This is a genomic window from Streptomyces sp. NPDC102270 (assembly GCF_044766405.1).
Taxonomy (GTDB): Bacteria; Actinomycetota; Actinomycetes; order Streptomycetales; family Streptomycetaceae; genus Streptomyces.
Genome location: NZ_JBIWLX010000001.1, coordinates 440,231 through 464,853, shown reverse-complemented (window position 1 = coordinate 464,853; position 24,623 = coordinate 440,231). Strand labels below are relative to the sequence as shown.

Sequence of the window (24,623 nt, the reverse complement as noted above, 5' to 3'; positions counted from 1 at the left end):
TCTCCTTAACTACTGGCGCGCAGCCGGCGCGAGATGACGTAGTTGACGATCCCGATCAGGATGAGGATCAGGAACATCGTCCAGGCGATCGCGGAGGCGCGGCCCAGGTGCATGTTCACCCAGCCCTGCTCGTACAGGTACAGCCCGAGCGTCTGGAACTGGTGCTCGGCGCCGCCGGACGCGCCCTTGTTGGCGTCGAACAGGAGCGGCTCGCCGAACACCTGGCTCGCCCCGATCGTCGAAACGACGACGGTGAACAGGATCGTCGGCCGCAGCGAGGGCAGGGTGACGTGGAGGAACTGCTTCCAGCGGCTGGCCCCGTCCAGGGCCGCCGATTCGTACAGGTCCTGCGGGATCGCCTGCATCGCCGCCAGGTAGATCAGCGCGTTGTAGCCGGTCCAGCGCCAGATGACGATCGACGAGACGGCTATCTGCGAGGGCCACTTGTCGTTCTGCCAGTCGATGGCGTCGATCCCGACGAAGTGCAGGCCCCAGTTGATCATGCCGTAGTCGCGGCCGAAGAGCAGCACGAACACCAGCGAGGCGGCGGCGATCGAGGTCGCGTACGGCGCGAGCATCACGACCCGGTAGAAGGTCGACGCGCGCAGCTTGTAGTTGAGGATGTGCGCCAGGCCCATCGCCATCGCCAGCTGCGGGACGGTGGAGATGATGCCGATGGTCAGGGTGTTCTTCGCCGCGTTCCAGAAGAAGTCGTCGTCGAAGATCCGGGTGTAGTTGCGCAGGCCCGCCCACTGCATGTCGGTGGGATCGGTCAGTTCCACCGTGTGCAGCGAGGCCCAGCCCGTGTAGATCAGCGGGAACAGGCCGAAGGCGAGGAACAGCAGGAAGAACGGCGAGACGAAGGCGTACGGGCTCCAGCGCATGTCCCGCTGCCAGCGGCGGGACAGCCGCGCCCGGCGCCGCTGGTCCTTGTCATCGGGTACGGCGTCCGCGGGCGGGCGGCCCGGGGCCGCGCCCCCCTCCTTGAGGGGGAGCGCGGCGGTGTCGTGCCGGGTGGCCATACCGGTCACTTCTCCAGGTTGTTGTCGATGGTCTTGGTGGCCGTCTCCCAGGCTTCCTTGGCCGACTTGCCCTTCGTGACGAGGATGACGCCGTTGTCGGTCAGACCCTGCTGGATGATCTGGTCCTTCGGGCCGATCACCTGCGTCGGGATGGCCTTGGCGGCCTCGGCGAAGATCTTGCCGATGGGCGCGTCACCGGTCATCGTGTTCTTCGCGTCGGTGACCAGGGGCAGGTCGTAGGCGGCGGACGAGCTCGGGAAGCTGCCCTGCACGCTGAAGAGCTTCGCCTGCTGCTCCGGAGCGGTCAGCCAGGTGATCAGCTTCTCCGCCTCCTTCACGTGCTTGCCGCTCTTGGGCACGGACAGGAAGGTGCCGCCCCAGTTGCCGGACTTGGGCGCGGCGGCCACGTCCCACTTGCCGGCGGACTCGGGGGCCGACTTGCCCTTGAGGTAGCCGAGCATCCACGGCGGGCAGGCGATCGCGGCGAACTTGCTCTTGGCGATCGTCGTGTCCCAGGCCGGCTGGAACTGCGTCTGCGCTCCGACCAGCCCGTCCTTGGCGGCCTTCGCGGTCAGGTCGAAGGCGTTCTTGATGGCCGGGTTCGACTTGTAGATGACCTCGCCGGAGGCGTCGTAGTACTTGTCCTTCTCACTGCTGACGATCGCGTTGAGCAGACCGCCGGGCGAGTCCATGAAGGTGGTGCCCGCGGGGGCCTTCTTCTTGTAGTCCGCGCCCGCGTTGACGAGCTTGTTCCAGTCGCCCGCCCACAGCTTGCCGACCTCTTCGCGGTCGGTGGGCAGACCGGCCTGCTGGAAGAGGTCCTTGCGGTAGCAGATCGCCATCGGGCCGATGTCGGTGCCGAGGCCGACGGTCTGGCCGTCCTTGGTGGTGGCCTGCTGCCACTTCCAGTCCACCCACTTGCTCTTGTCGACCCCGGTGACCTTGGACATGTCCACCAGCTTGTCCGCGTTGGTGGACACGACCTCGGCGATGTTGCCGACCTCGATGGCCTGCACGTCCAGGAGGCCGCTGTTGGTGGTGAGGTGGTTGACGAGAGCCGGGTAGTAGTTCTCGTTCCGCTCGACCACGTTCTCCTGGATCTTGATGTCCGGGTTGAGCTTCTCGTACTCCTTGTAGAGCCCGGCCTCCTTGAAGCCCTGGGTGCCGAAGAGACCGAGAGTGATCGTGGTCTTGCCGCCGCCGCCCGACGACGAACCGCCGCCGTCGTTGCCGTCGTCGGCACAGCCGGCCAGCAGCCCGGCGCCCAGCGACGCGACGGCCGCGAGGACAACCACCCTGTTGCGGGCGGTTCGGGTACGTGCTCGCATTGCGTCCTCCTGTTGCCCTGACGTGCCGACCCCCCGGCCAACTGCGTTGTTGGGCCCGTTAGTTCTAAGCTGCGGCTCGGGCGGGGAACGTGCGGGATGTTTATGTGTCAGGTACCGTGGGAGCGCTCCCACCGGTGATGTGTTGAAGGTTCGCGGGTCGGAGCGAGGGTGTCAAGGGCGTCGACGCGGAGAGGTGCGTTCAGTTATAAGCCCGTTAACTGGACCGCCTCGGCCCGTCCGGTGAGTGCGGGCAGGGTCCTTTCCCGGCCGCGGCGGGGCTCTGGAGCTCACAGCCACCGGTGACGTCCACCTCATCAGGCAGGACTGTTAGATTCCAGGCCAGCTAAGAAAGACGGCGGGAAGGCGGGGCCCATGGCAAGCCACGGAGCGCGGAGTCGAAGCGGTGGCCGGCCCACCCTCGAAGAGGTCGCCGCGCGCGCCGGCGTGGGCCGGGGCACCGTTTCCCGGGTGATCAACGGTTCGCCCCGGGTCAGTGACGCCACCCGGGCGGCGGTCGAGGCGGCGGTGGCGGAGCTCGGGTACGTCCCGAACACGGCCGCGCGCGCCCTGGCGGCCAACCGTACGGACGCGATCGCGCTGGTCGTGCCCGAACCGGAGACCCGGTTCTTCGCCGAGCCGTACTTCTCCGACATGCTCAAGGGCGTCGGCGCGGAGATCTCGGAGACCGAGATGCAGCTCCTGCTGATCTTCGCGGGCAGCGACCGCGAACGCCGCCGGCTGGCCCAGTACCTGGCCGCGCACCGGGTCGACGGCGTCCTGCTGGTGTCGGTCCACGCCGACGACCCGCTCCCCGACCTGCTGGCCCAGCTGGAGATCCCGGCCGTGATCAGCGGTCCGCGCTCGGCCGCCGAGACGCTCCCGTCGGTGGACTCCGACAACTACGGCGGCGGCCGCTCGGCGGTGGAGCACCTGCTGGCCGGCGGCCGCCGCGCGATCGCACACATCACGGGCCGCCTCGACGTGTACGGCGCCCAGCGGCGCGTCGACGGCTACCGGGACGCGCTGCGCGACGCGGGCCACGAAGTGGACGAGCGGCTGATCGAGCCCGGTGACTTCACCGAGGAGGGCGGCCGCCGGGCGATGACGAAGCTGCTGGCCCGCCGCCCCGACCTGGACGCGGTCTTCGCCGGCTCGGACGTCATGGCGGCCGGCGCCCGCCAGGTCCTGCGCGAGGAGGGTCGCGGCATCCCCTCGGACGTGGCCCTGATCGGCTACGACGACTCGGCCATAGCGCGCCACATGGACCCGCCCCTCACCAGCGTCCGCCAGCCCATCGAGGAGATGGGCCGCCACATGATCGACCTCCTCCTCACGGAGATCGCCGACCGCCGCCCCGCCGTCTCCCGGGGGCTGGAGCGCAGGCAGGTCGTCCTGGCCACGGAACTGGTGACGCGGGCGTCGTCCTGATCCCGTCCCCTGCTGGAGGCGGAGGGGGCTGACCCCTTCCCCTGCTGGGCGAGGGGGGCCTCAGGCCGTCCTGAAATAGTGGCCGGACTTCAGGTCCGGTATCAGGGCGGGGTGTTCCGGCCGCCAGCCGAGCAGCTTTCGTGTGAGCGCGCCCGAGGCCCGCATGTCGACGGCGGCGAAGTGGCCGAGCCAGCCGAAGTGGTCCGCCGCCTCCTCGGGGGCCACGCTCGTGACCGGCACATCGAGTCCCCGCCCGATGGTCTCGGCGATCTCGCGGAACGGCACCGCCTCGTCGCCGATCGCGTGCAGCCGTACGCCCGCCGGTGCCGCTTCCAGGGCGAGCCGGAACAGCCGGGCTGCGTCGAGCCGGTGGACGGCGGCCCAGTGGTTGGAGCCGTCGCCCACCATGGCCGAGACGCCCTTGCCGCGCGCGAAGTCGATGAACATGGGCACGAAGCCGGTGTCGCCCTCGCCGTGCACGCTCGGGGGAAGCCTCAGCACCGACGAACTCACCCCGCGCTCGGCGAGCGCGAGCGTCGCCGGCTCCGAGGCGTACCGGTGCTTGCCGGGGGAGTTCGGGTCGGCCGGGTCCTCCTCGGTGCCGATGCGCCCCGGCGTGGTCAGCAGTCCCGAGGTGACAACGAAGGGCTTGCCGGTGCCTTCGAGCACCTCGCCGATGGCCTCGATGGCCTTCAGATCGGCCTCCCCCGAGGCGGTCAGGTTGGTGAAGTCGTGGATGAACGCCAGGTGGGCGACCCCGTCGGCCGCCTCGGCACCCCGGCGCAGACTGTCGAGGTCGGTCAGGTCCCCGCGGTGCACCTCCGCTCCCGCGGCCTTCAGCGCCTGGACGGACCGCTCCGACCGGGCCAGGCCCACGACCTCGTGCCCGGCGCCGAGCAGCTCACGGGTGACGGCGGAACCGACGAAGCCGGTCGCACCGGTGACAAATACACGCATTGGTGATCCTTCGCTGTGGCGAGTGGGGGATTCAGCGTGTGAAGAAAAGGCCGTCCGAGTCCAAAGCTTGTTTCGCATCGCGCAATACACATCAGGCATGACAGCAGGCAGGAGCCGGTTTCACCGAAGAACTGCCGCGAACCCGTGCGTACGCTTCAGGCATGAGCGACCTCGACCTCCGGCTGGTCCGGTACTTCACGGCCGTCGCCGAGCACCGGCACTTCGGGCGGGCCGCCGACGCGCTGCACATCACGCAGCCGTCGCTGAGCCGGCAGATCCGCCGTCTCGAGCAGCAGCTGGGCGCGCGGCTGCTGGAGCGCACCCCGCAGGGGAGCAGGCTCACCGAGGCGGGGGAGGTCTTCCTGCCGCGGGCGAAGGCACTGCTGCGCTCGGCGGCCCAGGCGGCGAGCCTTGCCCGGGCGGCCGCGGAGCCGAGCCGGATCACCGTGGGGTACACGTCGGGGATCATCGTCACCCCGGCGGTGCGCGCACTGCGCGAGCGCTTCCCGGACGCCGACGTCAGGACCGCGCACGTCGACTGGGCCGAGCGGACGACGGTCCTGCCCGAACTCGGGGTCGACGTCCTGGTGACCCGGCTGCCCTTCCCGACCGAGGGGGCGCAGGTGACGGTCCTCTACGACGAGCCCCGGGTCCTGGTGCTCCCGGTCGGTCACCGTCTCGCGGGCAAGGAGTCCGTCACCCTCGACGACATCGCCGACGAGCCGCTGGTCCGGGTGGCCGACCCGGTGTGGAACGCGTACTGGCGCATTGACCCCCGACCGGACGGCCGCCCGGCACCCGACGGCCCCCTGGCCGCCGCCCTGGAGGACAAGTTCGAACTCGTCGCCTCCGGACAGGCCCTGGCCATCACGGCGTTGCCCCGCGCCGGCACGCTCCGCCCCGACGTCACCGCGGTCCCGCTGCACGGTGTCGACCCGGCCCATGTGGTCCTCGCGACCCGTGCCGAGGAGCGGAGCCGGCTGGTCGCGGCCTTCCGCAAGGCCGCCCGGGCCTTGCTAAGGGCGTCCGACTGCTGAAACGACCTCAGCCGGTGACCCTGTCTCCAGGATCACCGGCTGAGGTGAGTGGGGTGAGTGACGGGACTTGAACCCGCGGCCACCTGGACCACAACCAGGTGCTCTACCAACTGAGCTACACCCACCATGTTCGGCTGTCTTGGGTTTCCCCGACCGGCCGAGAAAAAGTGTACAGGGTCTGAAGGGGTGCTCGCGCCCGGCTTTACCGTCCAGGCAGAACGTGCTTCGCGGCGATCGTCTTCGCGGTGTCGGAGTCGGGTCCGGGCTGCGGGACGAAGATCGCCTCGCGGTAGTAGCGCAGCTCCGCGATGGACTCGCGGATGTCGGCGAGGGCGCGGTGGTTGCCGTTCTTGTCCGGGCTGTTGAAGTAGGCACGGGGGTACCAGCGCCGGGCGAGCTCCTTGACGGAGCTGACGTCCACGATCCGGTAGTGGAGGTAGTCCTCCAGGGTGGGCATGTCCCGGAGCAGGAAACCGCGGTCGGTGCCCACGGAGTTGCCGCACAGCGGGGCCTTGCCGGGTTCCTTGACGTGCTCGCGGACGTAGGAGAGGACCTGCTCCTCGGCGTCGGCGAGGGTCGTGCCGCCGGACAGCTCCTCGAGCAGCCCGGACGCGGTGTGCATCTGACGCACCACCTCCGGCATCGTCTCCAGCGCCTGGTCCGGCGGGCGGATGACGATGTCCACACCGTCGCCGAGCACATTGAGCTCGGAGTCGGTGACGAGGGCGGCAACCTCGATGAGCGCGTCGTCGGACAGCGAGAGGCCGGTCATCTCGCAGTCGATCCACACCATGCGATCGTTCATGCGAACACCCTACGGCTGACGTCTGTGTTTGTGGTCCCCGCGTCGGCGCCGGGCGTCGGTGCCGGGTGACCGGGAACGCCGGGCGGGCCTTCGCAGGCCGCGCCCGGCGTCAGTACGTCACGTTCCGCTGCGCTGGCCCGGCAGGCTCGCCCGGCCTCCGCCGACGTACAGCTCGCGGCCGTTCTCGGAGTGCGGGCCCACGGGGGCCGGGGTGCGGCGGCTCTGGAGCGGCACCGGACCGCTCTCCGGGTGCAGCTGTACCGGCGCGCCGGGCGCGGGGCCCGTCGGGCCCCCCACCGGACCGTCGCTGTCCACCGGCTTGTCGCCCTGCGGACGCCGGGCCCGGTACGCGGCCCGGTAGGCGGCCGGGGACGAGCCCAGCTGCCGCCGGAAGTGCCCGCGCAGCGCCACCGGCGAGCGGAAGCCGCAGCGCCCCGCGACCTCGTCCACCGAGTAGTCCGACGTCTCAAGCAGCCGCTGCGCCTGCAGCACCCGCTGGGTGATCAGCCACTGCAGCGGCGCCGAACCCGTCAGCGAGCGGAACCGGCGGTCGAACGTACGACGGCTCATGTACGCCCGCGCCGCCAGCGTCTCCACGTCGAACTGCTCGTGGAGGTGCTCCAGCGCCCAGGCGACGACCTCGGCGAGCGGGTCGGCGCCGATCTCCTCTGGTAAAGACCTGTCGAGGTAGCGCTCCTGACCGCCCGAGCGGCGCGGCGGAACCACCAGTCGGCGGGCCAGCGCGCCGGCCGCCTCGTTGCCGTGGTCCGTCCGCACGATGTGGAGACAGAGGTCGATCCCGGCCGCGGTACCGGCCGAGGTCAGTACGTCGCCGTCGTCCACGAAGAGTTCTCGTGGATCCACGTGCACCGACGGGTAGCGCTTGGCCAGCGTCGGCGCGTACATCCAGTGTGTCGTCGCGGGGCGGCCGTCCAGCAGGCCCGCGGCCGCCAGCACGAAGGCGCCGGTGCACAGACCGACTATGCGGGCGCCTTCCTCGTGCGCCCGGCGCAGCGCGTCGAGCGCATCCTCCGGTGGCGGTGAAGTGATCGAGCGCCAGGCCGGTACGACGACCGTGCCCGCTCGTGAGATCGCCTCCAGGCCATGCGGTGCGGTGAGTTCCAGGCCCCCTGTGGTCCGCAGTGGGCCTTCCTCGCCGCCGCACACCAACAGGCGGTAGCGCGGTACGCCGGCGTCCTGGCGGTCAATCCCGAACACCGACAAAGGTATGGAACTCTCGAAGATGGGGCCGCCGCTGAACAGCAGCACCGCGACGATCTCCTTGCGGCGTCGCCCGGAGAGTTTCCGGGCCGCGGCTTCCGGCGCGGCGGTGGAGTCGTGGCTCATACTGCTAAGCCCCCCTCGGTGGTCGCGGCTCCTCGGTTGTGTCGCTCCTGCACGTTTCCCCTCGGTCCTGCACGAGTCCCCCGCCGTAAGACGTCAAGATCGAATCTACTGTGTTGCGTGGTGCCGGCGTGACCAGTTCGTCATCCGGCACATTGTCGACATGGCAACTTGGCGTAAAGCATTCGATCACGAAGCGTTGCACTCGTGGGCCGTGCAGGGAAGTGCGCCTTGTGGCGGTGGCTAATCCACGTAGGGTGCGCGGGGCTCCGGAGACCCTATCCGTGCAGGTGGAACGGGGGTTGGGGGGTGGTTGGACCAAGGGACACGCCCAACGCGGAAGTTGGCTGAAAAGAATCGTCGCGGTGCATGGAAACCGGTCAGCCGCCCGGTGTACTTCCCCCGGTGTGACGGCCGCCTCGATGGGCCCCGGCACCGCTCCTGTGGTGACGGCCACGACGGGGCTCGGGCTCCTCGGCGTGCAGGCGGGCCGCGCCGCGCTCCGACTGGCGCAGGAGGATACGGCAGACGGCCGTGACGGCGGCGAGGCCGAGGGCGGTGCCCGTCGCACCGGCCAGTGAGGTGCCGTACCAGACGAGCACCACGGGGACGAGGACGCAGCTGAAGGCTGCCCAGCGGACCACATCCGTGGCGGAGTCGTCGGAGGGCGGTCGGTGTCCGGTCATCGCGTGCTCCCTGTGGCGTCTCCCCCGAGGCGTGGCTCACGGGTTCAACGCCTGTTCGACCCTTCGGTCACTGTGTCGAGGGGCCGTCCGGGGGTCCGGGCCGGGGGCCGTTGCGTGAAGCCCGTGCAAACCGCCTGTACGGGACAGCAACCATTGCGTTACGGGCGCCCCCTCGTGCATGCTCCCTGGAACCCCCACGGACGGTGTGCGGGCTCTGGGCGAAGGAGGCTTCGCGCCGTACCCTTGGGGGTATGGGGTTGGGAAGATGATTCCCGGACACAGCTCCGCCGCACACTGTCGTCCCTCCCACACAAGGATCACAACGCCGAGACAGCCATGGCCGGTCACGAATTCTTCGAACACGCGGACCGCAAGCGGCCCGTCGCCGACCCCACGGCGGCCGAGCCCCTGGCGGCGGAAGAGCGACGCCACTCCTGCGACCCCGCCTTCAAGCACGGCGTCGTGGTCGGCTTCGACGGCTCCACATCCAGCGAGCGCGCCCTCGCGTACGCGATCGGCATGGCCCATCGCTCCGGCTCGGGCCTGATCATCGTGCATGTCGCCAACCGGCTGCCCACCACCGTGTGGGCCGGCTGCGAGCCACCGGTCTTCGTCGACGTGCCGGACCACCGTACCGAGGTGCTCGGCCTGGAACTCGCCTGTGCGGACTATCTGTCCGAGGTCCCCTGGATCCTCGTCGAGCGCGGCGGAGACATCTGCCACGAACTCGAGGAGGTGGGGCGGGAGTACGAGGCGGACGCGATCGTCGTCGGCTCCACCCACGGCATCGTCGGGCGCATCTTCGGCTCTGTCGCGGGGCGGCTCGCCAAGCGGGCGAAGCGGCCCGTCATCGTGATCCCGTAACTCTTCACTCTTCGAGCAGAGACGGACCCCCCGTGCGTCACGGGGGGTCCGTCCTCGTTGTGCGGCCCGAGCGGCTGCTACTCGACGGTGACCGACTTCGCGAGGTTCCTGGGCTTGTCGATGTCCCGCCCGAGGGCAAGTGCCGTGTGGTAGGCGAGGAGTTGGAGGGGGATGCCCATCAGGATGGGGTCCAGTTCGTCCTCGTTCTTCGGGACCACGATCGTCTCGTCGGCCTTCTCCTGGTGCTGGTGGGCGACCGCCAGGATCCTGCCGCTGCGGGCCTTGATCTCCTCCAGGGCGGCGCGGTTCTTCTCCAGGAGGTCGTCATCGGGGACGATCGCCACCGTGGGAAGGGCCGGCTCGATCAGGGCCAGCGGGCCATGCTTGAGCTCGGAGGCGGGGTAGGCCTCCGCGTGGATGTAGGAGACCTCCTTGAGCTTCAGGGAGGCCTCGCGGGCCACCGGGTAGCCCCGCACCCGGCCGATGAAGAGCATCGAGCGGGCCTCGGCGTACTGCTCGGCCAGCTTCTTGATGTGCTCCTCCTGCTCCAGCATCTCGGTGATCTGCGCGGGCAGCCTGCGCAGGCCCTCGATGATCCGCTTGCCGTCGCGGACGGACAGGTCGCGGGTGCGGCCGAGGTGCAGGGCGAGCAGGGCGAAGGCCACCGTCGTGTTGGTGAAGCACTTCGTGGAGACCACGCAGACCTCCGGGCCCGCGTGCACGTAGATGCCGCCGTCCGCCTCCCGGGCGATCGCCGAGCCCACCACGTTCACGACGCCCAGGACCCGGGCGCCCTTGCGCTTCAGCTCCTGGACGGCCGCGAGGACGTCGTACGTCTCACCGGACTGGGAGACCGCGATGTAGAGCGTGTCGGGGTCGACGACCGCGTTGCGGTAGCGGAACTCCGAGGCCGGCTCGGCGTCCGCGGGGATACGGGCCAGCTCCTCGATCATCTGGGCGCCGATCATGCCCGCGTGGTACGAGGTGCCGCAGCCGAGGATCTTCACCCGGCGGATCTGACGGGCCTCGCGGGCGTCCAGGTTGAGGCCGCCCAGGTGCACGGTGGAGAAGCGGTCGTCGATGCGGCCGCGCAGCACGCGGTCCACGGCGTCGGCCTGCTCGTGGATCTCCTTGTGCATGTAGGTGTCGTGGCCGCCCATGTCGTAGGAGGCGGCCTCCCACTCGACGGTGGTGGGCTCCGCCGTCGTGCGGGTGCCCTCCGTGGTGTAGGTGCGGAAGTCGTCGGCCTTGAGGGTGGCCATCTCGCCGTCGTCCAGCGTCACGATCTGCCGGGTGTGGGCGACCAGTGCGGCGATGTCCGAGGCGACGAACATCTCCTTCTCGCCGATGCCGAGGACGACCGGGGAGCCGTTGCGGGCCACCACGATGCGGTCGCCGAAGTCGGCGTGCATCACGGCGATGCCGTAGGTGCCCTCGATCACCCGCAGGGTGTCGCGGACCTTGTCCTCCAGCTTCTCCGCCTGGGAGCGTGCGATGAGGTGGACGAGGACCTCGGTGTCGGTCTCGGAGAGGAACTCGACGCCGTCCGCCTCCAGCTTGCGGCGCAGGTCGGAGGCGTTGTCGATGATGCCGTTGTGGACGACGGCGACCTTGCTGTCGGCCGACATGTGCGGGTGGGCGTTCACGTCGGAGGGGGCGCCGTGGGTGGCCCAGCGGGTGTGGGCGATGCCGGTCGTGCCCTTGAAGCGGGCCGGGACCTTGGCCTCCAGGTCGCGCACCCGGCCCTTGGCCTTGACCATCTTCAGCCCGGCCGTCTTCGGCGAGGTGACGACGATGCCCGCGGAGTCGTAGCCGCGGTATTCGAGGCGCTGCAGGCCCTCCAGGAGCAGCGGGGCGACATCACGCTTCCCGATGTATCCGACAATTCCGCACATATAGCTGTGTCCCCTAGCCGTAGACCATGCGGCGCAGCTGCCTCAGCGTCAGCTCCGGCGGCGCCACCGCTCGGTATTTCAGATCCGCCTCGATCCGTTCGAAGATCTCCGCGTTCACCAGGCCCTGGGCCTGGAGTTCGCGGTGGCGGCGACGGACGTAGTCCTCGGTCGTCTCGTCGAAGAAGGCGAGCACGTCCTGGATCACGCGCAGTGCCTCGCCCCGGCTGAGGGGCGTGGACCGCGTCAGATGATCAACAAGTTCGTCGTGCACCCGGTAGATCCTGGGGGACCGGAAGCCGTTTCGCAAGAATTCTGCCCGATATCGGGCAAGTGGCTGTTGATGTTCTTATGAACGTCTGTTCGCGAGCTGTCCATCCTGTGTCCTACACCCCGTTGCCCCGACAGACGAGTTTCAGACGCCATGGACATTCCTCGCATGGGAGTACCCGACGAGCTCGCCGAGCGCATGAGCATGGCCGAGCAGCACGAGTACCTGCACACCAAGTTCTCCCGGCGCAACATGATCAGGGGCGGCGCCGTCACGCTGGGCGCCGTCGTGGGTGGCGCGTTCGTGCCGGGTGCCGTCGCCCAGGCCGCCACGCCGACCCGGACTTTTCCCGCCACCGAGAGCGTCGACGGCGCCCTCGTCGCCCCCTTCGGCCGTCACCTCGCCTACGGCAACGACGCGCGCACCGAGATGACCGTCTCCTGGCAGGTGCCGGTCGCGGTCAAGAAGCCGTTCATCCGGATCGGCGCCCGCCCCTGGGACCTCTCCCGCAAGATCGAGGCCGAGGTGCGCACCCTGTACACCCCGGCCGGCGTCGGTGCGAGCGCCGACCACACGCAGTACTACCTGCACGCCAGGCTGAGCCGGCTGCGCCCCGGCCAGACCTACTACTACGGCGTCGGCCACCAGGGCTTCGACCCCGCCGAGCCGCATCTGACCGGCACCCTGGGCACCTTCACCACCGCGCCCGCCCACAAGAAGCCGTTCACCTTCACGGCCTTCGGCGACCAGGGCGTCGGCTACCACGGCCTGGCCAACGACAGCCTGCTGCTCGGCCAGAACCCGGCCTTCCACCTGCACGCCGGCGACATCGCCTACGCCGACCCGGCCGGCCAGGGCAAGTCCGCCGACACCGGCTTCGACTCGCGGGTGTGGGACCAGTTCCTCGCCCAGACCGAGTCGGTCGCCAAGTCCGTTCCGTGGATGGTCAGTTACGGCAACCACGACATGGAGGCCTGGTACTCGCCCAACGGCTACGGCGGCGAGGAGGCCCGCTTCACGCTCCCCGGCAACGGGCCGGACAAGAAGCACCTGCCGGGCGTCTACTCCTTCGTCCACGGCAACACGGCGATCATCTCGCTGGACCCGAACGACGTCTCCTTCGAGATCCCGGCCAACCTCGGCATCTCCGGCGGCACCCAGACCACCTGGTTCGAGGGGCAGCTGAAGAAGTACCGGGCCGCGAAGGACATCGACTTCATCATCGTGTTCTTCCACCACTGCGCCTACTGCACCTCCACCGCGCACGCCTCGGAGGGGGGCGTGCGCCAGGAGTGGGTGCCGCTGTTCGAGAAGTACACGGTGGACCTGATCATCAACGGCCACAACCACCAGTACGAGCGCACCGACGTCATCAAGGGCGACAAGGTCGCCAAGAAGCTCCCGATCGGCGGGACCGCGTACCCCGAGACCGAGGGGGTCGTCTACGTCACCGCGGGCGCCGCGGGCCGCAGCCTGTACGCGTTCTCCGCGCCGGACTCCTACGAGGGGCACCTCGCCGAGCAGGAGTCGGTCGCCTCCTTCGTCAACACCAAGGACGGCAAGGTCAACGAGACGGTCGCCTGGTCCCGGGTGCGCTATCTCAACTACTCGTTCCTGCGCGTGGACGTCGAGCCCGCGGCGAAGGGCCACTACGCCAAGCTGAAGGTGTCGGGCATCGCCGAGACCGGTGACCGCATCGACCACTTCACGGTGGCACGCCGGGCCAAGTAGTCGGGGACGGGGCCCGGGAGGACCGTACTCCCGGGCCCCGCCTGTCAGTTGGGGCCTCCTACAGGCCCGCGATGGGGTTGTGCAGCGTGCCGACCAGCTGGAGCGCGCCGGACGGGTCCGCGAGGTCGACCATCTGCCGGTTGTTCCGCAGCTGGAGGCGGTTGAGGCAGGACAGGGCGAACTCGGGCGCGAACATGTCGTACTGCGCGAACTTGTCCGCCAGTTCCGGCACCGCCCGCTGGTAGTCGCGGGTGACCTCGGCGACCGTGCGCCAGAAGTCCTCCTCCTCCAGGATTCCCTCGGTGGCGAGGTTCGCGGCGAGGAAGCGGAAGAAGCAGTCGAAGACGTCCGTGAAGATCGACAGCAGCTTCTTGTCGTCGGGGACCTCCACGCGCAGCCGCTCGACCGCCGGCGGCAGTACCGCCTCCGCGTCCATGACGGCGATCTCCTCGGCGATGTCCTTGTAGATCGCCCGCTCGACCACGCCGTCCTTCAGGGCCAGGATGACGTTCTCGCCGTGCGGCATGAACACCAGGTCGTAGGCGTAGAAGCTGTGCAGCAGCGGGGTGTAGTAGGCGCGGAGGTAGCCGCGCAGCCAGTCGGCCGGGGTGAGTCCCGACTGCTCGATGAGGGCGCCCGCGAAGGACCGGCCCTCGTGGTCGATGTGGACCAGGGAGGCCATGGTGGCGAGCGACTCGCCGTCCTGGAGGGACGGGACCGGGCTCTCGCGCCACAGCGCGGCCAGCATCTTGCGGTACGGCGAGTAGCGGTCGGTCGCCTGCTCGTACTCCAGGTGCCGGTAGCCCACGGCCGCCCGTTCACGGATGATCGTCAGGCCCGTCGACTTCAGTACCGGGTCGCCCTCGATGAGGCCGGCGAGCCAGTCGTTGATGGCCGGGGTCGCCTCCATGTACGCGGCCGACAGTCCGCGCATGAAGCCCATGTTGAGGACGGACAGGGCCGTCTTCACGTAGTGCTTCTCGGGGTGGGACCGGTTGAAGAAGGTCCGGATGGACTGCTGGGCCAGGTACTCGTCGTCGCCCTCGCCCAGGCAGACCAGCAGTCCGCGGGCGACCTCGGCGGCGAAGGTGACGGTGAGCTTGTTCCACCACTGCCAGGGGTGGACCGGTATGAGGAGGTAGTCGGCCGGGTCCAGGCCCTTGTCGCGCAGGACGCCGTGGAAGCGCTCGACGGTCTCCTCGCCCAGCTCCTGGCGTACGAAGGACTCGTACTCGATGCCGACCCCGGCCGTGAACGCGGCGCGCGAGCGGTGCGCGGCGAGCCAGACCAGGCGGACCGGGCTCGCGGTCTCGGGGGCGTACGAGAGGTACTCGTGGATGCCGAAGCCGAGCCGTCCGTTGTTCGCGACGAAGCAGGGGTGACCCTCGGTCATGCCGGTCTCGATGTCCTGGAAGCCGCTCTTCGCGAGCTCGGCGACCGGGACCCGGGGCTTGGTGAGCTTGTAGCAGGTGCCCGAGAGGGTGGAGGAGATCTCCTCCAGGTAGACCGGCAGGATCTCGTCGCTCAGGCCCAGGGTCTGCTTCAGCTCGATGAAGAAGTCCAGGGCGGCGAGCGGGAGTTCGGTGCCGTCGCGGTGCCGGGTGATGGAGTCGGCGTCGACCTGCCAGTGGTCCAGGGCGCGGCGGACGGCCGTGAAGTCGTAGCGGGTCTTGCCGTCGTCGCTGCGGACGACGTACTGGTCCTTGTCGGTCTCCTCGGGCTCGATGAGCCGCTCGTGCGCGAACTCGGCGAGGGCCTTGCGGACCAGCAGGCGGTTGGCCACGTCCCAGTGCGCGGGGGAGAGATGGGCCACGGCGTCGGCGAGGCTCATGCGGTCACCCCCGTGGCGACCGAGAACTGCTCCCGTGTGCAGAAGCTCAACAGGGCCTTCTTCTCCGGCTTCTGGATCTCGCGCTCGGGCACGAACCCGACCGCCTCGTTCAGGGCGTGGACGGCCTTGTTGGAGACGTCCGGCTCCACGACGACCCGCAGGGCGGCCGGGTCCTCGAAGAGGTGGGCCATCACGGCGGTGATGACGGACCGGGTGAAGCCGTGGACGGGCCGGTCGGTCGCCGGGGTGAGGAAGTGCATGCCGACGTCCCCCGGGCGCGGGTCGTACAGCCCCACCAGCTCGCGGTGGGCGGGGTCGTACTTCTCCATCAGGAAGGCGGGCTCGCCGTCCTCGTCGAGGCCCAGCAGCGCGTGGTGGTGCTCGTCGGCCGCGATGTCCAGGTACGCGCGCTCGACGTCCTCCAGTTTCGCGTCCTGCATCATCCAGAACGCGGCCTTGGGGTGGGTGACCCAGCCGTGCAGCAGCTCGGCGTCCTTCAGGGGGTCGAGGGGGCGGAAGGTGAAGGTCGTCCTGCTCATACGGAAAACTCCTGGAACGCGATCGTCTTCTCGACCGGGTAGTACTCGGTGCCGAGCAGCTCTCGGATGATGCAGCTGTTGCGGTAGGCGCCCATGCCCAGGTCGGGGCTGGTGATGCTGTGGGTGTGGACACCGGCGTTCTGGAGGAAGACGCCTCGGCCCGTGACGTCGATCGCGTAGGTGCGGGACACGTCGAAGTTGCCGTGGGAGTCGTACACCAGGCGGTCCTTGACCGGGGTCAGGAAGTCCGGCTCGGCGTACTTGTAGCCGGTCGCGAGGACGAGGCCCTGCGACTCGATCTCGAAGTCCTTCTCCTGCTCCTCCTGGCGGAAGGCGAGCGTGTACGTGCCGTTCTCGTGACGCGCGCTGTGCAGCGAGGAGTTGGTGAGCAGCCGGGTGGGGACCGGGCCGCCGAGGTTCTTCTGGTAGAGCAGGTCGAAGATCTCGTTGATGAGGTCTCCGTCGATGCCCTTGAACAGGCCCTTCTGCTCGGCGGTGAGCCGGTAGCGGGTGGCCTCGGGCAGCTCGCGGTAGTAGTCGATGTACTCCGGGGAGGTCATCTCCAGCGTGAGCTTGGTGTATTCGAGCGGGAAGAAGCGCGGGGAGCGGGTCACCCAGTTCAGCCGGTAGCCGTGGACGTCGATCTCGCCGAGGAGGTCGTAGTAGATCTCGGCGGCGGACTGACCCGAGCCGACAAGGGTGATCGACTCCTTCTTCACCAGCTCGCTTCTGTGCTGCACATAGCGGGAGTTGTGGATGAAGTCGCCGCCCAGTCCCTGGCAGGCCTCCGGGATGTACGGCGGGGTACCGGTGCCGAGGACCAGGTGGCGGGCGCGGAACTCCTCACCGGCCGCGGTCTTCACCACGTACAGCTCGTTCTCGTACGTCACCTCGGTGACCGTCGTGTCGAAGCGGACGTTGCTCAGCTTGTTCGCGGCCCAGCGGCAGTAGTCGTCGTACTCCACCCGCAGCGGGTAGAAGTTCTCGCGGATGTAGAACGAGTACAGCCGGCCCTTCTCCTTCAGGTAGTTGAGGAAGGAGTACGGCGAGGTCGGGTCGGCGAGGGTGACCAGATCCGACATGAACGGCGTCTGGAGGTGGGCGCCGTCCAGGAACATGCCGGCGTGCCACTCGAAGTCGGGCTTCGAGTCGAGGAAGATGCCGTCGAGTTCGGGGATGGGCTCGGTGAGGCAGGCCAGACCGAGGTTGAAGGGCCCGAGCCCGATGCCCACGAAGTCGTAGGTTGTGGACGGGGTTTCAGGACGCGCGGTCAAGGGACTCTCCCAGGTACTGCTCGGCGTGGCCGGCGATCAGGTCGAGGACGGCCGAGATGTCCTCGGCCGTCGTCTCGGGGTTGAGCAGGGTGAACTTCAGGTAGTGGCGGCCCTGGACCTTCGTGCCCGCGACCACCGCGTCGCCGGAGGCGAACAGGGCCTTGCGGGCGTACAGGTTGGCGTGGTCGATCTCGGCCGGGTCGGTGACGGCGGCGGGGATGCAGCGGAAGACGAGCGTGGACAGACTCGGTGCGACGACCACGTCGAAGCGCGGGTCGGCGGCGAGCAGTTTCCAGCCCTCGACGGCCAGGTCGCAGACCTCGTCGAAGAGCTGCCCGATGCCGTCGGCGCCCATCACGCGCAGGGTCATCCACAGCTTGAGCGCGTCGAAACGGCGGGTGGTCTGGAGGGACTTGTCCACCTGATTGGGGATACGTTCCTGCACCATGCGGCGCGGATTGAGGTACTCCGCGTGGTAGGTGGCGTGGCGCAGGGTCGAGGAGTCGCGGACCAGCACGGCGGACGAACTCACCGGCTGGAAGAAGGACTTGTGGTAGTCGACGGTGACCGAGTCGGCGCACTCGATGCCGTCGATGCGGTCCCGGTACTTGACCGAGGCGAGCAGCCCGCAGCCGTAGGCGGCGTCCACGTGCATCCAGGCGCCGTACTGCTCGCACAGCTCGGCGATCTCCGGCAGCGGGTCGATGGAGCCGAAGTCGGTGGTGCCGGCGGTGGCGACGACGGCCATCGGGACCAGGCCGTCGCGACGGCAGCGCTCCAGCTCACGGGCGAGGGCGACGGTCTGCATCCGCTTGTCGTGGTCGACGGGGATCGAGACCACGGCGTCCTGGCCGAGGCCGAGCAGTTTCGCCGACTTCTTGACGCTGAAGTGGCTGACCTCGGAGGCGAAGACGCGCAGTCTCGCCAGGGAGTCGGTCTTCGCCTCCTCGCGGGCCAGCAGCAGCGCCTGGAGGTTGGACTGTGTCCCGCCCGAGGTGAACACGCCGTCGGCGACCGGGCCCAGTCCGATGCGCGCGGTCGTCCAGTCGATCAGTTTGCGCTCGATGAGGGTGCCGCCGGCCGACTGGTCCCAGGTGTCCAGGGAGGAGTTGACGGCGGAGAGGATGGCCTCGCCGAGCACGGCCGGGATGACGACCGGGCAGTTGAGGTGGGCGAGGTAGCGGGGATGGTGAAAGTAGACCGCGTCCCGGAGGTAGACGTCCTCCAGCTCGTCGAGCACCGCCGTCGTGTCCAGCAGGGGCTTGTCGAGGTCGATCTCGTCGATGCGGGGGGAGAGGGCGTCGACGGTGATGCCGGTGAACGGCCTTGTGGTGGTGGCGAGTTTGGCCGCCACCCGCTCGATTCCTTCGGTCACGGAGCGGCGGTAGCTCTCCGCGGTCGTGTCATTGAGCAGGTGCGAGCGCATGTGGGGGCCCTCCGGTGGGGAAATCCATGCGGGACGGGGCAGGAGCGGGGCGGTGCCCGGCTCAACTTAGGTAAGCCTAACCTAATTAACAAGGGTCGAAACCTGCCCCACCCGTGACCGGCGTCACTTGGCGGCAGTTACTCGGCCGCCCGCAGCTGCTCCTCGGTCATCCCCTGCCGCCAGTACCCGACGAAGGTGACCCGGCGCCGGTCGATCCCGCGCTCCCGCACGAAGTACCGACGCAGCTCCTTCACGCACCCGGACTCGCCCGCGATCCAGACGTACGGCCGCTCGGCGTGCGGGAGTCGGGCGGCCCGCAGGGCGTCGAGCGCCAGGGGGGAGCACGGGGCGCCGGCCGGGTCGGTCACCAGCCAGGTGATCTCGGCGTCCGCCTCGGTCGCGAGGTCCTGGATGTCCCCGGCGTCGTGCACCTCCAGCCAGACGCGGGCGCGCTGTCCGGCGGGGAGGGCTTCGAGGATCGCGGAGACGGCGGGCAGCGCGGTCTCGTCCCCCCACAGCAGGACGAGATCGGTGTCCTCGGGCGGCCGGAACCGGATCGCCCGGTTGTCGGCGACGGCGGGCCCGAGCAACTGGACCCGGTCGCCCGCGGCGGCCCGCGCGGCCCACCGGGAGGCGGGTCCGGCGGGCTCGTGCAGCACGAAGTCGATGTCGATCTCGTCGGGGTCCCGGCGGAGCCCTCGCAGGGTGTACGACCGCATCACGGCCCGTACGTCGTCGGGGAGTTCACGCCAGGCCTGCCACCAGCCGTCCCCGAGCTCGACGGGAACCCCGGGCTCGGTCCGGCCCTCGGCGGGGAGGAACAGGGACAGCGACTGGTCGCGTCCGTCGGAGTAGAAGTGCTGGAGATCCTCCCCGGTGAAGCTGACCCGGACCAGAGACGGCCCGAGCCGCCTCGTCCGTACGACCTGGAGGGAGAAGAAACGGAACGGGGCGGCTACGGCCGTCGTCATGTCGGGCTCCTGGGGTTCAGGAAGTGCTACGGAGTCAGCTGACCTTCTTCGCGGTCTCGATCGCCTTGGCGAGGTTCTCCACCATCGCCACGCACTTGTCGTACGACAGGATCGGCTCCGGCGACCGCGCGATGACCTGCCCCGCCTTGACCGCGGGCAGCTTCTTCCAGGTCGCCTCGGTGATGTCGGCCGGCTGGATCGTCGCCGTACGGTCGTCCATCATGATGATGTCGGCCGCGTACTTGTCGACGTTCTCCCAGCTCAGCGACTCGTACCAGCCGCCGGAGGCCTTGAGCACGGACGCCGGGGGCTCCACGAAGTTCACGCCGAGCGCCTTGAAGTACTCGAGGTCGATGGACAGGTTGGAGCCGGAGACGTAGAAGACGTCCTGGGCCGCCGACCCGGCGAGCACCTTGATGTCGGGGTGGGCCTTGGCAGCGGCGCGCAAGCGCTCCGAGGCCGACTCGAACCGCTTCTTCGCGTCGGTGACCTTCGCCGCCGTCATGTCGGCGCCGAGGGACTCGGCCAGCTCCCACACCCGCTGCAGGGGCGTGGTGATCTGACGGTCGTACGCGGAGACCGCGATGCTCGGCGCCAGCTTGGCGATCTTGGACGCGGAGGCCGCGGGGACGTACCAGAGGGTGCCGGCGCTGTCGAAGGTCGTGGTGATGAGGACCTCGGGCGCGAAGGCCGCGTACTGCTCGACGTTGAACTGGTCCCAGACGTTGCCGAAGACGGTCAGCTTGCTGACGTCCATGTCGCCGGCCTGGACGTCGGCCTTGCCGTCCTTGGTCTTGGTGGGGCCGAAGACGCCCTTGACCTCGATGCCGTAGTCGTGGAGCGCGGCGGCGACGCCGACGAAGGCGACGATCTTCGTGGGGACCTTGTCGAGCTTCACGGTCGTACCGCGGTCGTCCTTGAAGGTCCACGCCCCGGACTTCGCGGCCGTGGTCCCCTTGCCAGAGCCCTCGCTGCCGGAGTCGTCGTCACCACAGGCCGCGAGCACGGCGCCGAGGCCGAGTGCGCCGCCCGCGGCGAGGATGCCACGGCGGGTGAGGTGGGCGGCTCTTGCGTTGGACATGTATGGCTGCTTTCGAACGGGGCGAGGCGCCCGCCGGACAAGTTCGAAGGTAGGTTAGCCTAACCTCATCAATTGTCCAGAGGGCGGGGCGCCGCCCCGTCGAAGCGGTGAGTGCCCGGTGGGCTCCGGTCTAGCCGATAAGCCCCAACTCGCGTGCGATCAGCATCCGCTGGACCTCGCTCGTGCCCTCGCCGATCTCCAGGATCTTGGAGTCGCGCCACATACGGGCGACCGGGTACTCGTTCATGAAGCCGTAGCCGCCGTGGATCTGTGTGGCGTCGCGGGCGTTGTCCACGGCGATCGTGGAGGAATACAGCTTGGCGAGGGCCGCCTCCTTCTTGAAGGGCTCACCGGCGACCAGGCGCGAGGCCGCGTCCCGCCAGGAGAGGCGGGCCGTGTGGGCCCTCATCTCCATGTCGGCGATCTTGAACTGGATCGCCTGGTTGGCGCCGATGGGCCGCCCGAAGGCCTCCCGCTCCTTCGCGTACTTCACCGACTCGTCCACACAGCCCTGCGCGAGCCCGGTCGCGAGGGCCGCGATGGCGATCCGGCCCTCGTCGAGGATGCGCAGGAACTGGGCGTAACCGCGGCCCTGTTCGCCCAGCAGGTTCGCCGCCGGGACCCGGACGTCGGAGAAGGACAGCTCACGGGTGTCGGAGGCGTTCCAGCCGACCTTCGAGTACGGCGCCGCGACCGAGAAGCCCGGTGTGCCGGACGGCACGATGATCGAGGAGATCAGGGGTTTGCCGTCCGGCTTGCGGCCGGTGACGGCGGTGACGGTGACCAGGCCCGTGATGTCGGTGCCGGAGTTGGTGATGAAGCACTTGGTGCCGTTGATGAGCCACTCGTCGGTGTCCGGGTCCAGGCGGGCCGTCGTCCGGGTCGCCCCGGCGTCGCTGCCGCCGTCCGGTTCCGTGAGGCCGAACGCGCCCAGGATCTCGCCCGAGCACAGCCGGGGCAGCCACTCGCGCTTCTGCTCCTCGGTGCCGAACAGGTGGATCGGCATGGCGCCCAGGGAGACGCCGGCCTCCAGGGTGATCGCCACCGAGGAGTCCACGCGCGCGAGTTCCTCCAGTACGAGGCCGAGCGCCAGGTAGTCGCCGCCCATACCGCCGTACTCCTCGGGGAACGGCAGCCCGAACAGGCCCATGCGGCCCATCTCGCGGACGATCTCGTACGGGAACTCGTGGTGTTCGTAGTACTCGCCGATCTTCGGCGCCACTACGTCATGGGCGAACTCCTCGACGGTACGGCGGAGTTCTTCCAGCTCGGGGGAGAGGCGGTGGTCCATCGGGGGTTCACTCCTGGTGGGAGAGGGCGTGGACGGTGCGGGACGGGCTGGGTCGGCCCAGGTGTTCGGCCATCCACACGCTGGTGGCGACGAGACGGCCGAGGTCGACACCGGTGTCGATGCCGAGGCCCTGGAGCATCCACACGAGGTCCTCGGTGGCGAGGTTGCCGGTGGCGGACTTGGCGTACGGGCAGCCGCCGAGGCCGCCCGCGGAGGCGTCGACCGTCGTGACCCCGTGTTGCAGGGCCGCGTAGGTGTTGGCGAGGGCCTGGCCGTAGGTGTCGTGGAAGTGCACACCCACCTTCTCGACGGGGACGTCGAGTTCGGTCAGCAGCGCGCGTACGTGCCCCGGCGTCGCCACTCCGATGGTGTCGCCGAGGCTCAGCTCGTCACAGCCCATGTCGAGCAGGGCGCGGCAGACCTTGGTGACCTGAGGAATCGGGACGGCGCCCTCCCACGGGTCGCCGAAGCACATCGACAGGTAGCCGCGCACGTGCACACCCTCGGCCCTCGCCCGCGCGACGACCGGCTCGAACCCCGCCAGGGCCTCGTCGACCGTGCGGTTGAGGTTGGCCTTGGCGAAGGACTCGGTGGCGCTGGCGAACACGGCGACCCGGCGGGCTCCGAGGGCCAGCGCGCGGTCCAGGCCCCGTTCGTTCGGGACGAGGACGGGCAGGTCCACGGGCAGGTCGGAGAGCTGCGGGAACAGCTGCTCCGCGTCGGCGAGTTGGGGCACCCACTTGGGGTGGACGAAGCTCGTCGCCTCGATCGTGGTGAGTCCCGCGTCGGCCAGGCGGCGCACGAACTCCGCCTTGACCTCGGTGGGCACGGTCGACTTCTCGTTCTGCAGGCCGTCGCGGGCGCCGACCTCGTGGATGCGGACGCGGGCCGGGAGCCCGCTCTCCGGTACGACCATGGGGAGTGTCATCGCTCGTCCTCCACGGGGGTGATGACCGCCAGCACCTGGTCCATGGCGACCGTGGTGCCCGGCGTGACGTCCAGCTCGGCGACCGTGCCGGCGTGCGGGGCGGAGATGACGTGCTCCATCTTCATCGCCTCGACGACGAGCAGACTCTGCCCCGCGGCCACCTCCTCGCCGACGGCCACCTTCACCACGGTCACCGTGCCGGGCATGGGGGCGGTCAGGGATTCGGCACCGGCGTGCCCGCCGCGGGTGAGGGACGCGGCCACCGGGTCGTGGTCGCGGACGTGCCAGGCGTCGCCGTCCCGGCCCACCCAGTCGCCGGCCCGGTGGAAGGTGTGCCGGACGCCGTCGAGGGTGACGGTGACCTGGTCGTCGGTGACGGTGTGGGTGCCGCGCGGGACGTACTCCACGGGCTCCTGCACGCTCAGCGGGAAGCCGACGGCCTTCGTGAACCCGGAGCCCCCGAGCCGCCAGCCGCTCGGCACCGAGAACGGATCGGTCCAGCCCTCTCCGCGAGGACGCAACGCCTCGAGCCGTACGGCCGCCGCCGCCTCGTACACCTCGTCCGGTACGTCCGTGGAGACCAGGTCGTCCACCACGCGCTCGACCAGACCGGTGTCCAACTCGCCCGCGACCACCGCCGGATGGGCCAGCAGCCGACGCAGGAACCCCGCGTTGGTCTGCACCCCGAGCGTCACCGTCCGCGCGAGGGCCGCCCGGAGCTTCCTGAGCGCGGTCGCGCGGTCCGGGCCGTAGGCGATGACCTTGGACAGCATCGGGTCGTACAGGCTGCCGACCTCGGTGCCCTCGCTGAGCCCGGAGTCGGTGCGGACTCCGTCGCCCTGGGGTTCGTGGAGGCGGAGCACGGTGCCGCCGGAGGGGAGGAAGCCCTTCGACGGGACCTCGGCGCAGATCCGGGCCTCGATCGCGTGCCCGGTCAGCCGGACCTCCTCCTGCCCGAACGGCAGCCGCTCGCCCGCCGCCACCCGCAGCTGCCACTCCACCAGGTCCAGGCCGGTGATCAGCTCGGTGACCGGGTGCTCCACCTGGAGGCGGGTGTTCATCTCCATGAAGTAGTACGACGACGGGTCGTCGCCCGGCACGATGAACTCCACGGTGCCCGCGCCCCGGTAGCCGCAGGAGCGGGCCGCCTCGACCGCCGCCTCGCCCATCGCCGCGCGCGTGTCCTTGTCGAGGAGGACGCTGGGCGCCTCCTCGATGATCTTCTGGTGCCGGCGCTGGAGGGAGCACTCGCGCTCGCCGAGGTGGATCACGTTCCCGTGGCCGTCGGCCAGCACCTGGATCTCGATGTGCCGGGGCCGGTCGACCCACCGCTCCACGAGCAGGGTGTCGTCCCCGAAGGAGGTGCGGGCCTCGCGGCGGGCGGCGGCGATCTCCTCCTCCAGGACGGTGAGGTCCCGGACCAGCCGCATGCCCTTGCCGCCACCGCCCGCGCTGGGCTTCAGCAGTACCGGGGCGCCCAACGCGCGCGCGGCCTCGGCGAGTTCGGGGTCACGGCCGCCGGGCACGACCGGCACTCCGGCCGCCTCGACCGTCTCCTTGGCGCGGATCTTGTCACCCATCAGGGCGATGGAGTCCGCCGTCGGCCCGATGAAGACCAGCCCGGCTGCTTCGCACGCGCGCGCGAAGGCCGCGTTCTCGGCGAGGAAGCCGTAGCCGGGGTGGACGGCCTGGGCGCCGGTGCGGGCGGCCGCCTCCAGGAGGCGCTCGGCGGACAGATAGCTCTCGGCGGCCGGCGCCGGTCCCAGCCGTACGGCGGTGTCGGCCTCCCGGACGTGCCGCGCGTCGGCGTCCGCGTCGGAGAAGACGGCCACCGACCGCACGCCCAGGGCGCGCAGGGTGCGGATGACGCGGACCGCGATCTCGCCCCGGTTGGCGACAAGCACTGTGTCAAACATG

At 69.6% G+C, this 24,623-nt stretch carries 21 protein-coding genes and 1 tRNA gene; 4 read left to right on the top strand and 18 right to left on the bottom strand.

From position 1 onward, the window contains the following. Positions 1 to 5: 5 nt before the first annotated feature. On the bottom strand, positions 6 to 1,022 hold the full coding sequence (locus ACIRP7_RS01990) for a carbohydrate ABC transporter permease (RefSeq protein ID WP_403653019.1): 1,017 nt from the start codon (positions 1,020 to 1,022) through the stop codon (positions 6 to 8). Positions 1,023 to 1,027: 5 nt separating this feature from the next. Next, positions 1,028 to 2,350, bottom strand: coding sequence for an ABC transporter substrate-binding protein (locus ACIRP7_RS01985; RefSeq protein WP_403652609.1), 1,323 nt, complete (start codon positions 2,348 to 2,350; stop codon positions 1,028 to 1,030). Between the two features lie 372 nt (positions 2,351 to 2,722). On the opposite strand from ACIRP7_RS01985, the gene ACIRP7_RS01980 reads away from it, so the two are divergent. Then, entirely contained in the window at positions 2,723 to 3,778 is a 1,056-nt protein-coding gene (locus tag ACIRP7_RS01980; protein WP_403652606.1) for a LacI family DNA-binding transcriptional regulator, read from the top strand. A gap of 60 nt (positions 3,779 to 3,838) precedes the next feature. Here the strand turns inward: ACIRP7_RS01980 and ACIRP7_RS01975 are convergent, their stop codons facing one another. Continuing rightward, on the bottom strand, positions 3,839 to 4,735 hold the full coding sequence (locus ACIRP7_RS01975; RefSeq protein ID WP_403652603.1) for an SDR family oxidoreductase: 897 nt from the start codon (positions 4,733 to 4,735) through the stop codon (positions 3,839 to 3,841). Between the two features lie 161 nt (positions 4,736 to 4,896). Here ACIRP7_RS01975 and ACIRP7_RS01970 point away from each other — a divergent pair, with 161 nt between their 5' ends. After that, a complete protein-coding gene (locus ACIRP7_RS01970; RefSeq protein WP_403652600.1) occupies positions 4,897 to 5,772 on the top strand; it encodes a LysR family transcriptional regulator in 876 nt (291 codons plus the stop codon). A 49-nt stretch (positions 5,773 to 5,821) separates the two neighbouring features. Here ACIRP7_RS01970 and ACIRP7_RS01965 read toward each other — a convergent pair. The 4 genes from ACIRP7_RS01965 to ACIRP7_RS01950 form a co-directional block, all read right to left on the bottom strand. After that, positions 5,822 to 5,897, bottom strand: a tRNA-His gene (locus tag ACIRP7_RS01965). 77 nt (positions 5,898 to 5,974) lie between these two features. Continuing rightward, positions 5,975 to 6,577 carry an oligoribonuclease gene (gene orn, locus ACIRP7_RS01960; protein ID WP_403652597.1) on the bottom strand — a complete coding sequence of 201 codons (603 nt, stop codon included), beginning with the start codon at positions 6,575 to 6,577 and terminating at the stop codon, positions 5,975 to 5,977. A 117-nt stretch (positions 6,578 to 6,694) separates the two neighbouring features. Continuing rightward, positions 6,695 to 7,924 (bottom strand): GlxA family transcriptional regulator, encoded by a 1,230-nt coding sequence (locus tag ACIRP7_RS01955; RefSeq protein WP_403652594.1) that lies wholly within the window; start codon positions 7,922 to 7,924, stop codon positions 6,695 to 6,697. Positions 7,925 to 8,301: 377 nt separating this feature from the next. Next, positions 8,302 to 8,607 (bottom strand): hypothetical protein, encoded by a 306-nt coding sequence (locus tag ACIRP7_RS01950; protein WP_403652591.1) that lies wholly within the window; start codon positions 8,605 to 8,607, stop codon positions 8,302 to 8,304. A 336-nt stretch (positions 8,608 to 8,943) separates the two neighbouring features. Here ACIRP7_RS01950 and ACIRP7_RS01945 point away from each other — a divergent pair, with 336 nt between their 5' ends. Then, entirely contained in the window at positions 8,944 to 9,471 is a 528-nt protein-coding gene (locus ACIRP7_RS01945) for a universal stress protein (protein ID WP_403652587.1), read from the top strand. Between the two features lie 77 nt (positions 9,472 to 9,548). Here ACIRP7_RS01945 and glmS read toward each other — a convergent pair whose 3' ends face one another. Together glmS and ACIRP7_RS01935 are read right to left on the bottom strand one after the other, a co-directional pair. Continuing rightward, positions 9,549 to 11,366, bottom strand: a complete 1,818-nt coding sequence (gene glmS / locus ACIRP7_RS01940) for a glutamine--fructose-6-phosphate transaminase (isomerizing) (RefSeq protein ID WP_403652584.1) — start codon at positions 11,364 to 11,366, stop codon at positions 9,549 to 9,551. 13 nt (positions 11,367 to 11,379) lie between these two features. Next, the gene (locus tag ACIRP7_RS01935; RefSeq protein ID WP_352384276.1) at positions 11,380 to 11,637 is read right to left on the bottom strand and encodes a hypothetical protein; all 258 of its coding nucleotides are present in this window, start codon (positions 11,635 to 11,637) and stop codon (positions 11,380 to 11,382) included. A gap of 165 nt (positions 11,638 to 11,802) precedes the next feature. Between ACIRP7_RS01935 and ACIRP7_RS01930 the strand changes: the two genes are divergently transcribed. Then, positions 11,803 to 13,365, top strand: a complete 1,563-nt coding sequence (locus ACIRP7_RS01930; protein ID WP_403652581.1) for a purple acid phosphatase family protein — start codon at positions 11,803 to 11,805, stop codon at positions 13,363 to 13,365. A gap of 58 nt (positions 13,366 to 13,423) precedes the next feature. On the opposite strand, the gene ACIRP7_RS01925 is transcribed toward ACIRP7_RS01930, so the two are convergent. From ACIRP7_RS01925 to ACIRP7_RS01885, 9 genes are all read right to left on the bottom strand, one after another. Continuing rightward, entirely contained in the window at positions 13,424 to 15,196 is a 1,773-nt protein-coding gene (locus tag ACIRP7_RS01925) for an IucA/IucC family protein (protein ID WP_403652578.1), read from the bottom strand. After that, entirely contained in the window at positions 15,193 to 15,735 is a 543-nt protein-coding gene (locus ACIRP7_RS01920; protein ID WP_403652575.1) for a GNAT family N-acetyltransferase, read from the bottom strand. Before ACIRP7_RS01920 ends, ACIRP7_RS01925 begins: the two co-directional genes overlap by 4 nt. Beyond that, entirely contained in the window at positions 15,732 to 17,009 is a 1,278-nt protein-coding gene (locus tag ACIRP7_RS01915) for a lysine N(6)-hydroxylase/L-ornithine N(5)-oxygenase family protein (RefSeq protein WP_403652572.1), read from the bottom strand. The genes ACIRP7_RS01920 and ACIRP7_RS01915 overlap by 4 nt, the downstream gene beginning before the upstream one ends. After that, positions 16,993 to 18,435: a lysine decarboxylase DesA gene (desA, locus tag ACIRP7_RS01910; protein WP_403652569.1), complete on the bottom strand. Its 1,443-nt coding sequence runs from the start codon at positions 18,433 to 18,435 to the stop codon at positions 16,993 to 16,995. The genes ACIRP7_RS01915 and desA overlap by 17 nt, the downstream gene beginning before the upstream one ends. Before the next feature lie 137 nt (positions 18,436 to 18,572). Then, on the bottom strand, positions 18,573 to 19,406 hold the full coding sequence (locus ACIRP7_RS01905) for a siderophore-interacting protein (RefSeq protein WP_403652566.1): 834 nt from the start codon (positions 19,404 to 19,406) through the stop codon (positions 18,573 to 18,575). A gap of 34 nt (positions 19,407 to 19,440) precedes the next feature. Next, the gene (locus ACIRP7_RS01900) at positions 19,441 to 20,487 is read right to left on the bottom strand and encodes an ABC transporter substrate-binding protein (RefSeq protein ID WP_403652563.1); all 1,047 of its coding nucleotides are present in this window, start codon (positions 20,485 to 20,487) and stop codon (positions 19,441 to 19,443) included. A gap of 130 nt (positions 20,488 to 20,617) precedes the next feature. Next, positions 20,618 to 21,778 (bottom strand): acyl-CoA dehydrogenase family protein, encoded by a 1,161-nt coding sequence (locus ACIRP7_RS01895; protein ID WP_403652560.1) that lies wholly within the window; start codon positions 21,776 to 21,778, stop codon positions 20,618 to 20,620. Positions 21,779 to 21,785: 7 nt separating this feature from the next. After that, the gene (locus ACIRP7_RS01890) at positions 21,786 to 22,706 is read right to left on the bottom strand and encodes a hydroxymethylglutaryl-CoA lyase (RefSeq protein WP_403652557.1); all 921 of its coding nucleotides are present in this window, start codon (positions 22,704 to 22,706) and stop codon (positions 21,786 to 21,788) included. Then, on the bottom strand, positions 22,703 to 24,622 hold the full coding sequence (locus ACIRP7_RS01885) for an acetyl/propionyl/methylcrotonyl-CoA carboxylase subunit alpha (RefSeq protein WP_403652554.1): 1,920 nt from the start codon (positions 24,620 to 24,622) through the stop codon (positions 22,703 to 22,705). Before ACIRP7_RS01885 ends, ACIRP7_RS01890 begins: the two co-directional genes overlap by 4 nt. Between the last annotated feature and the right edge of the window lies 1 nt (position 24,623).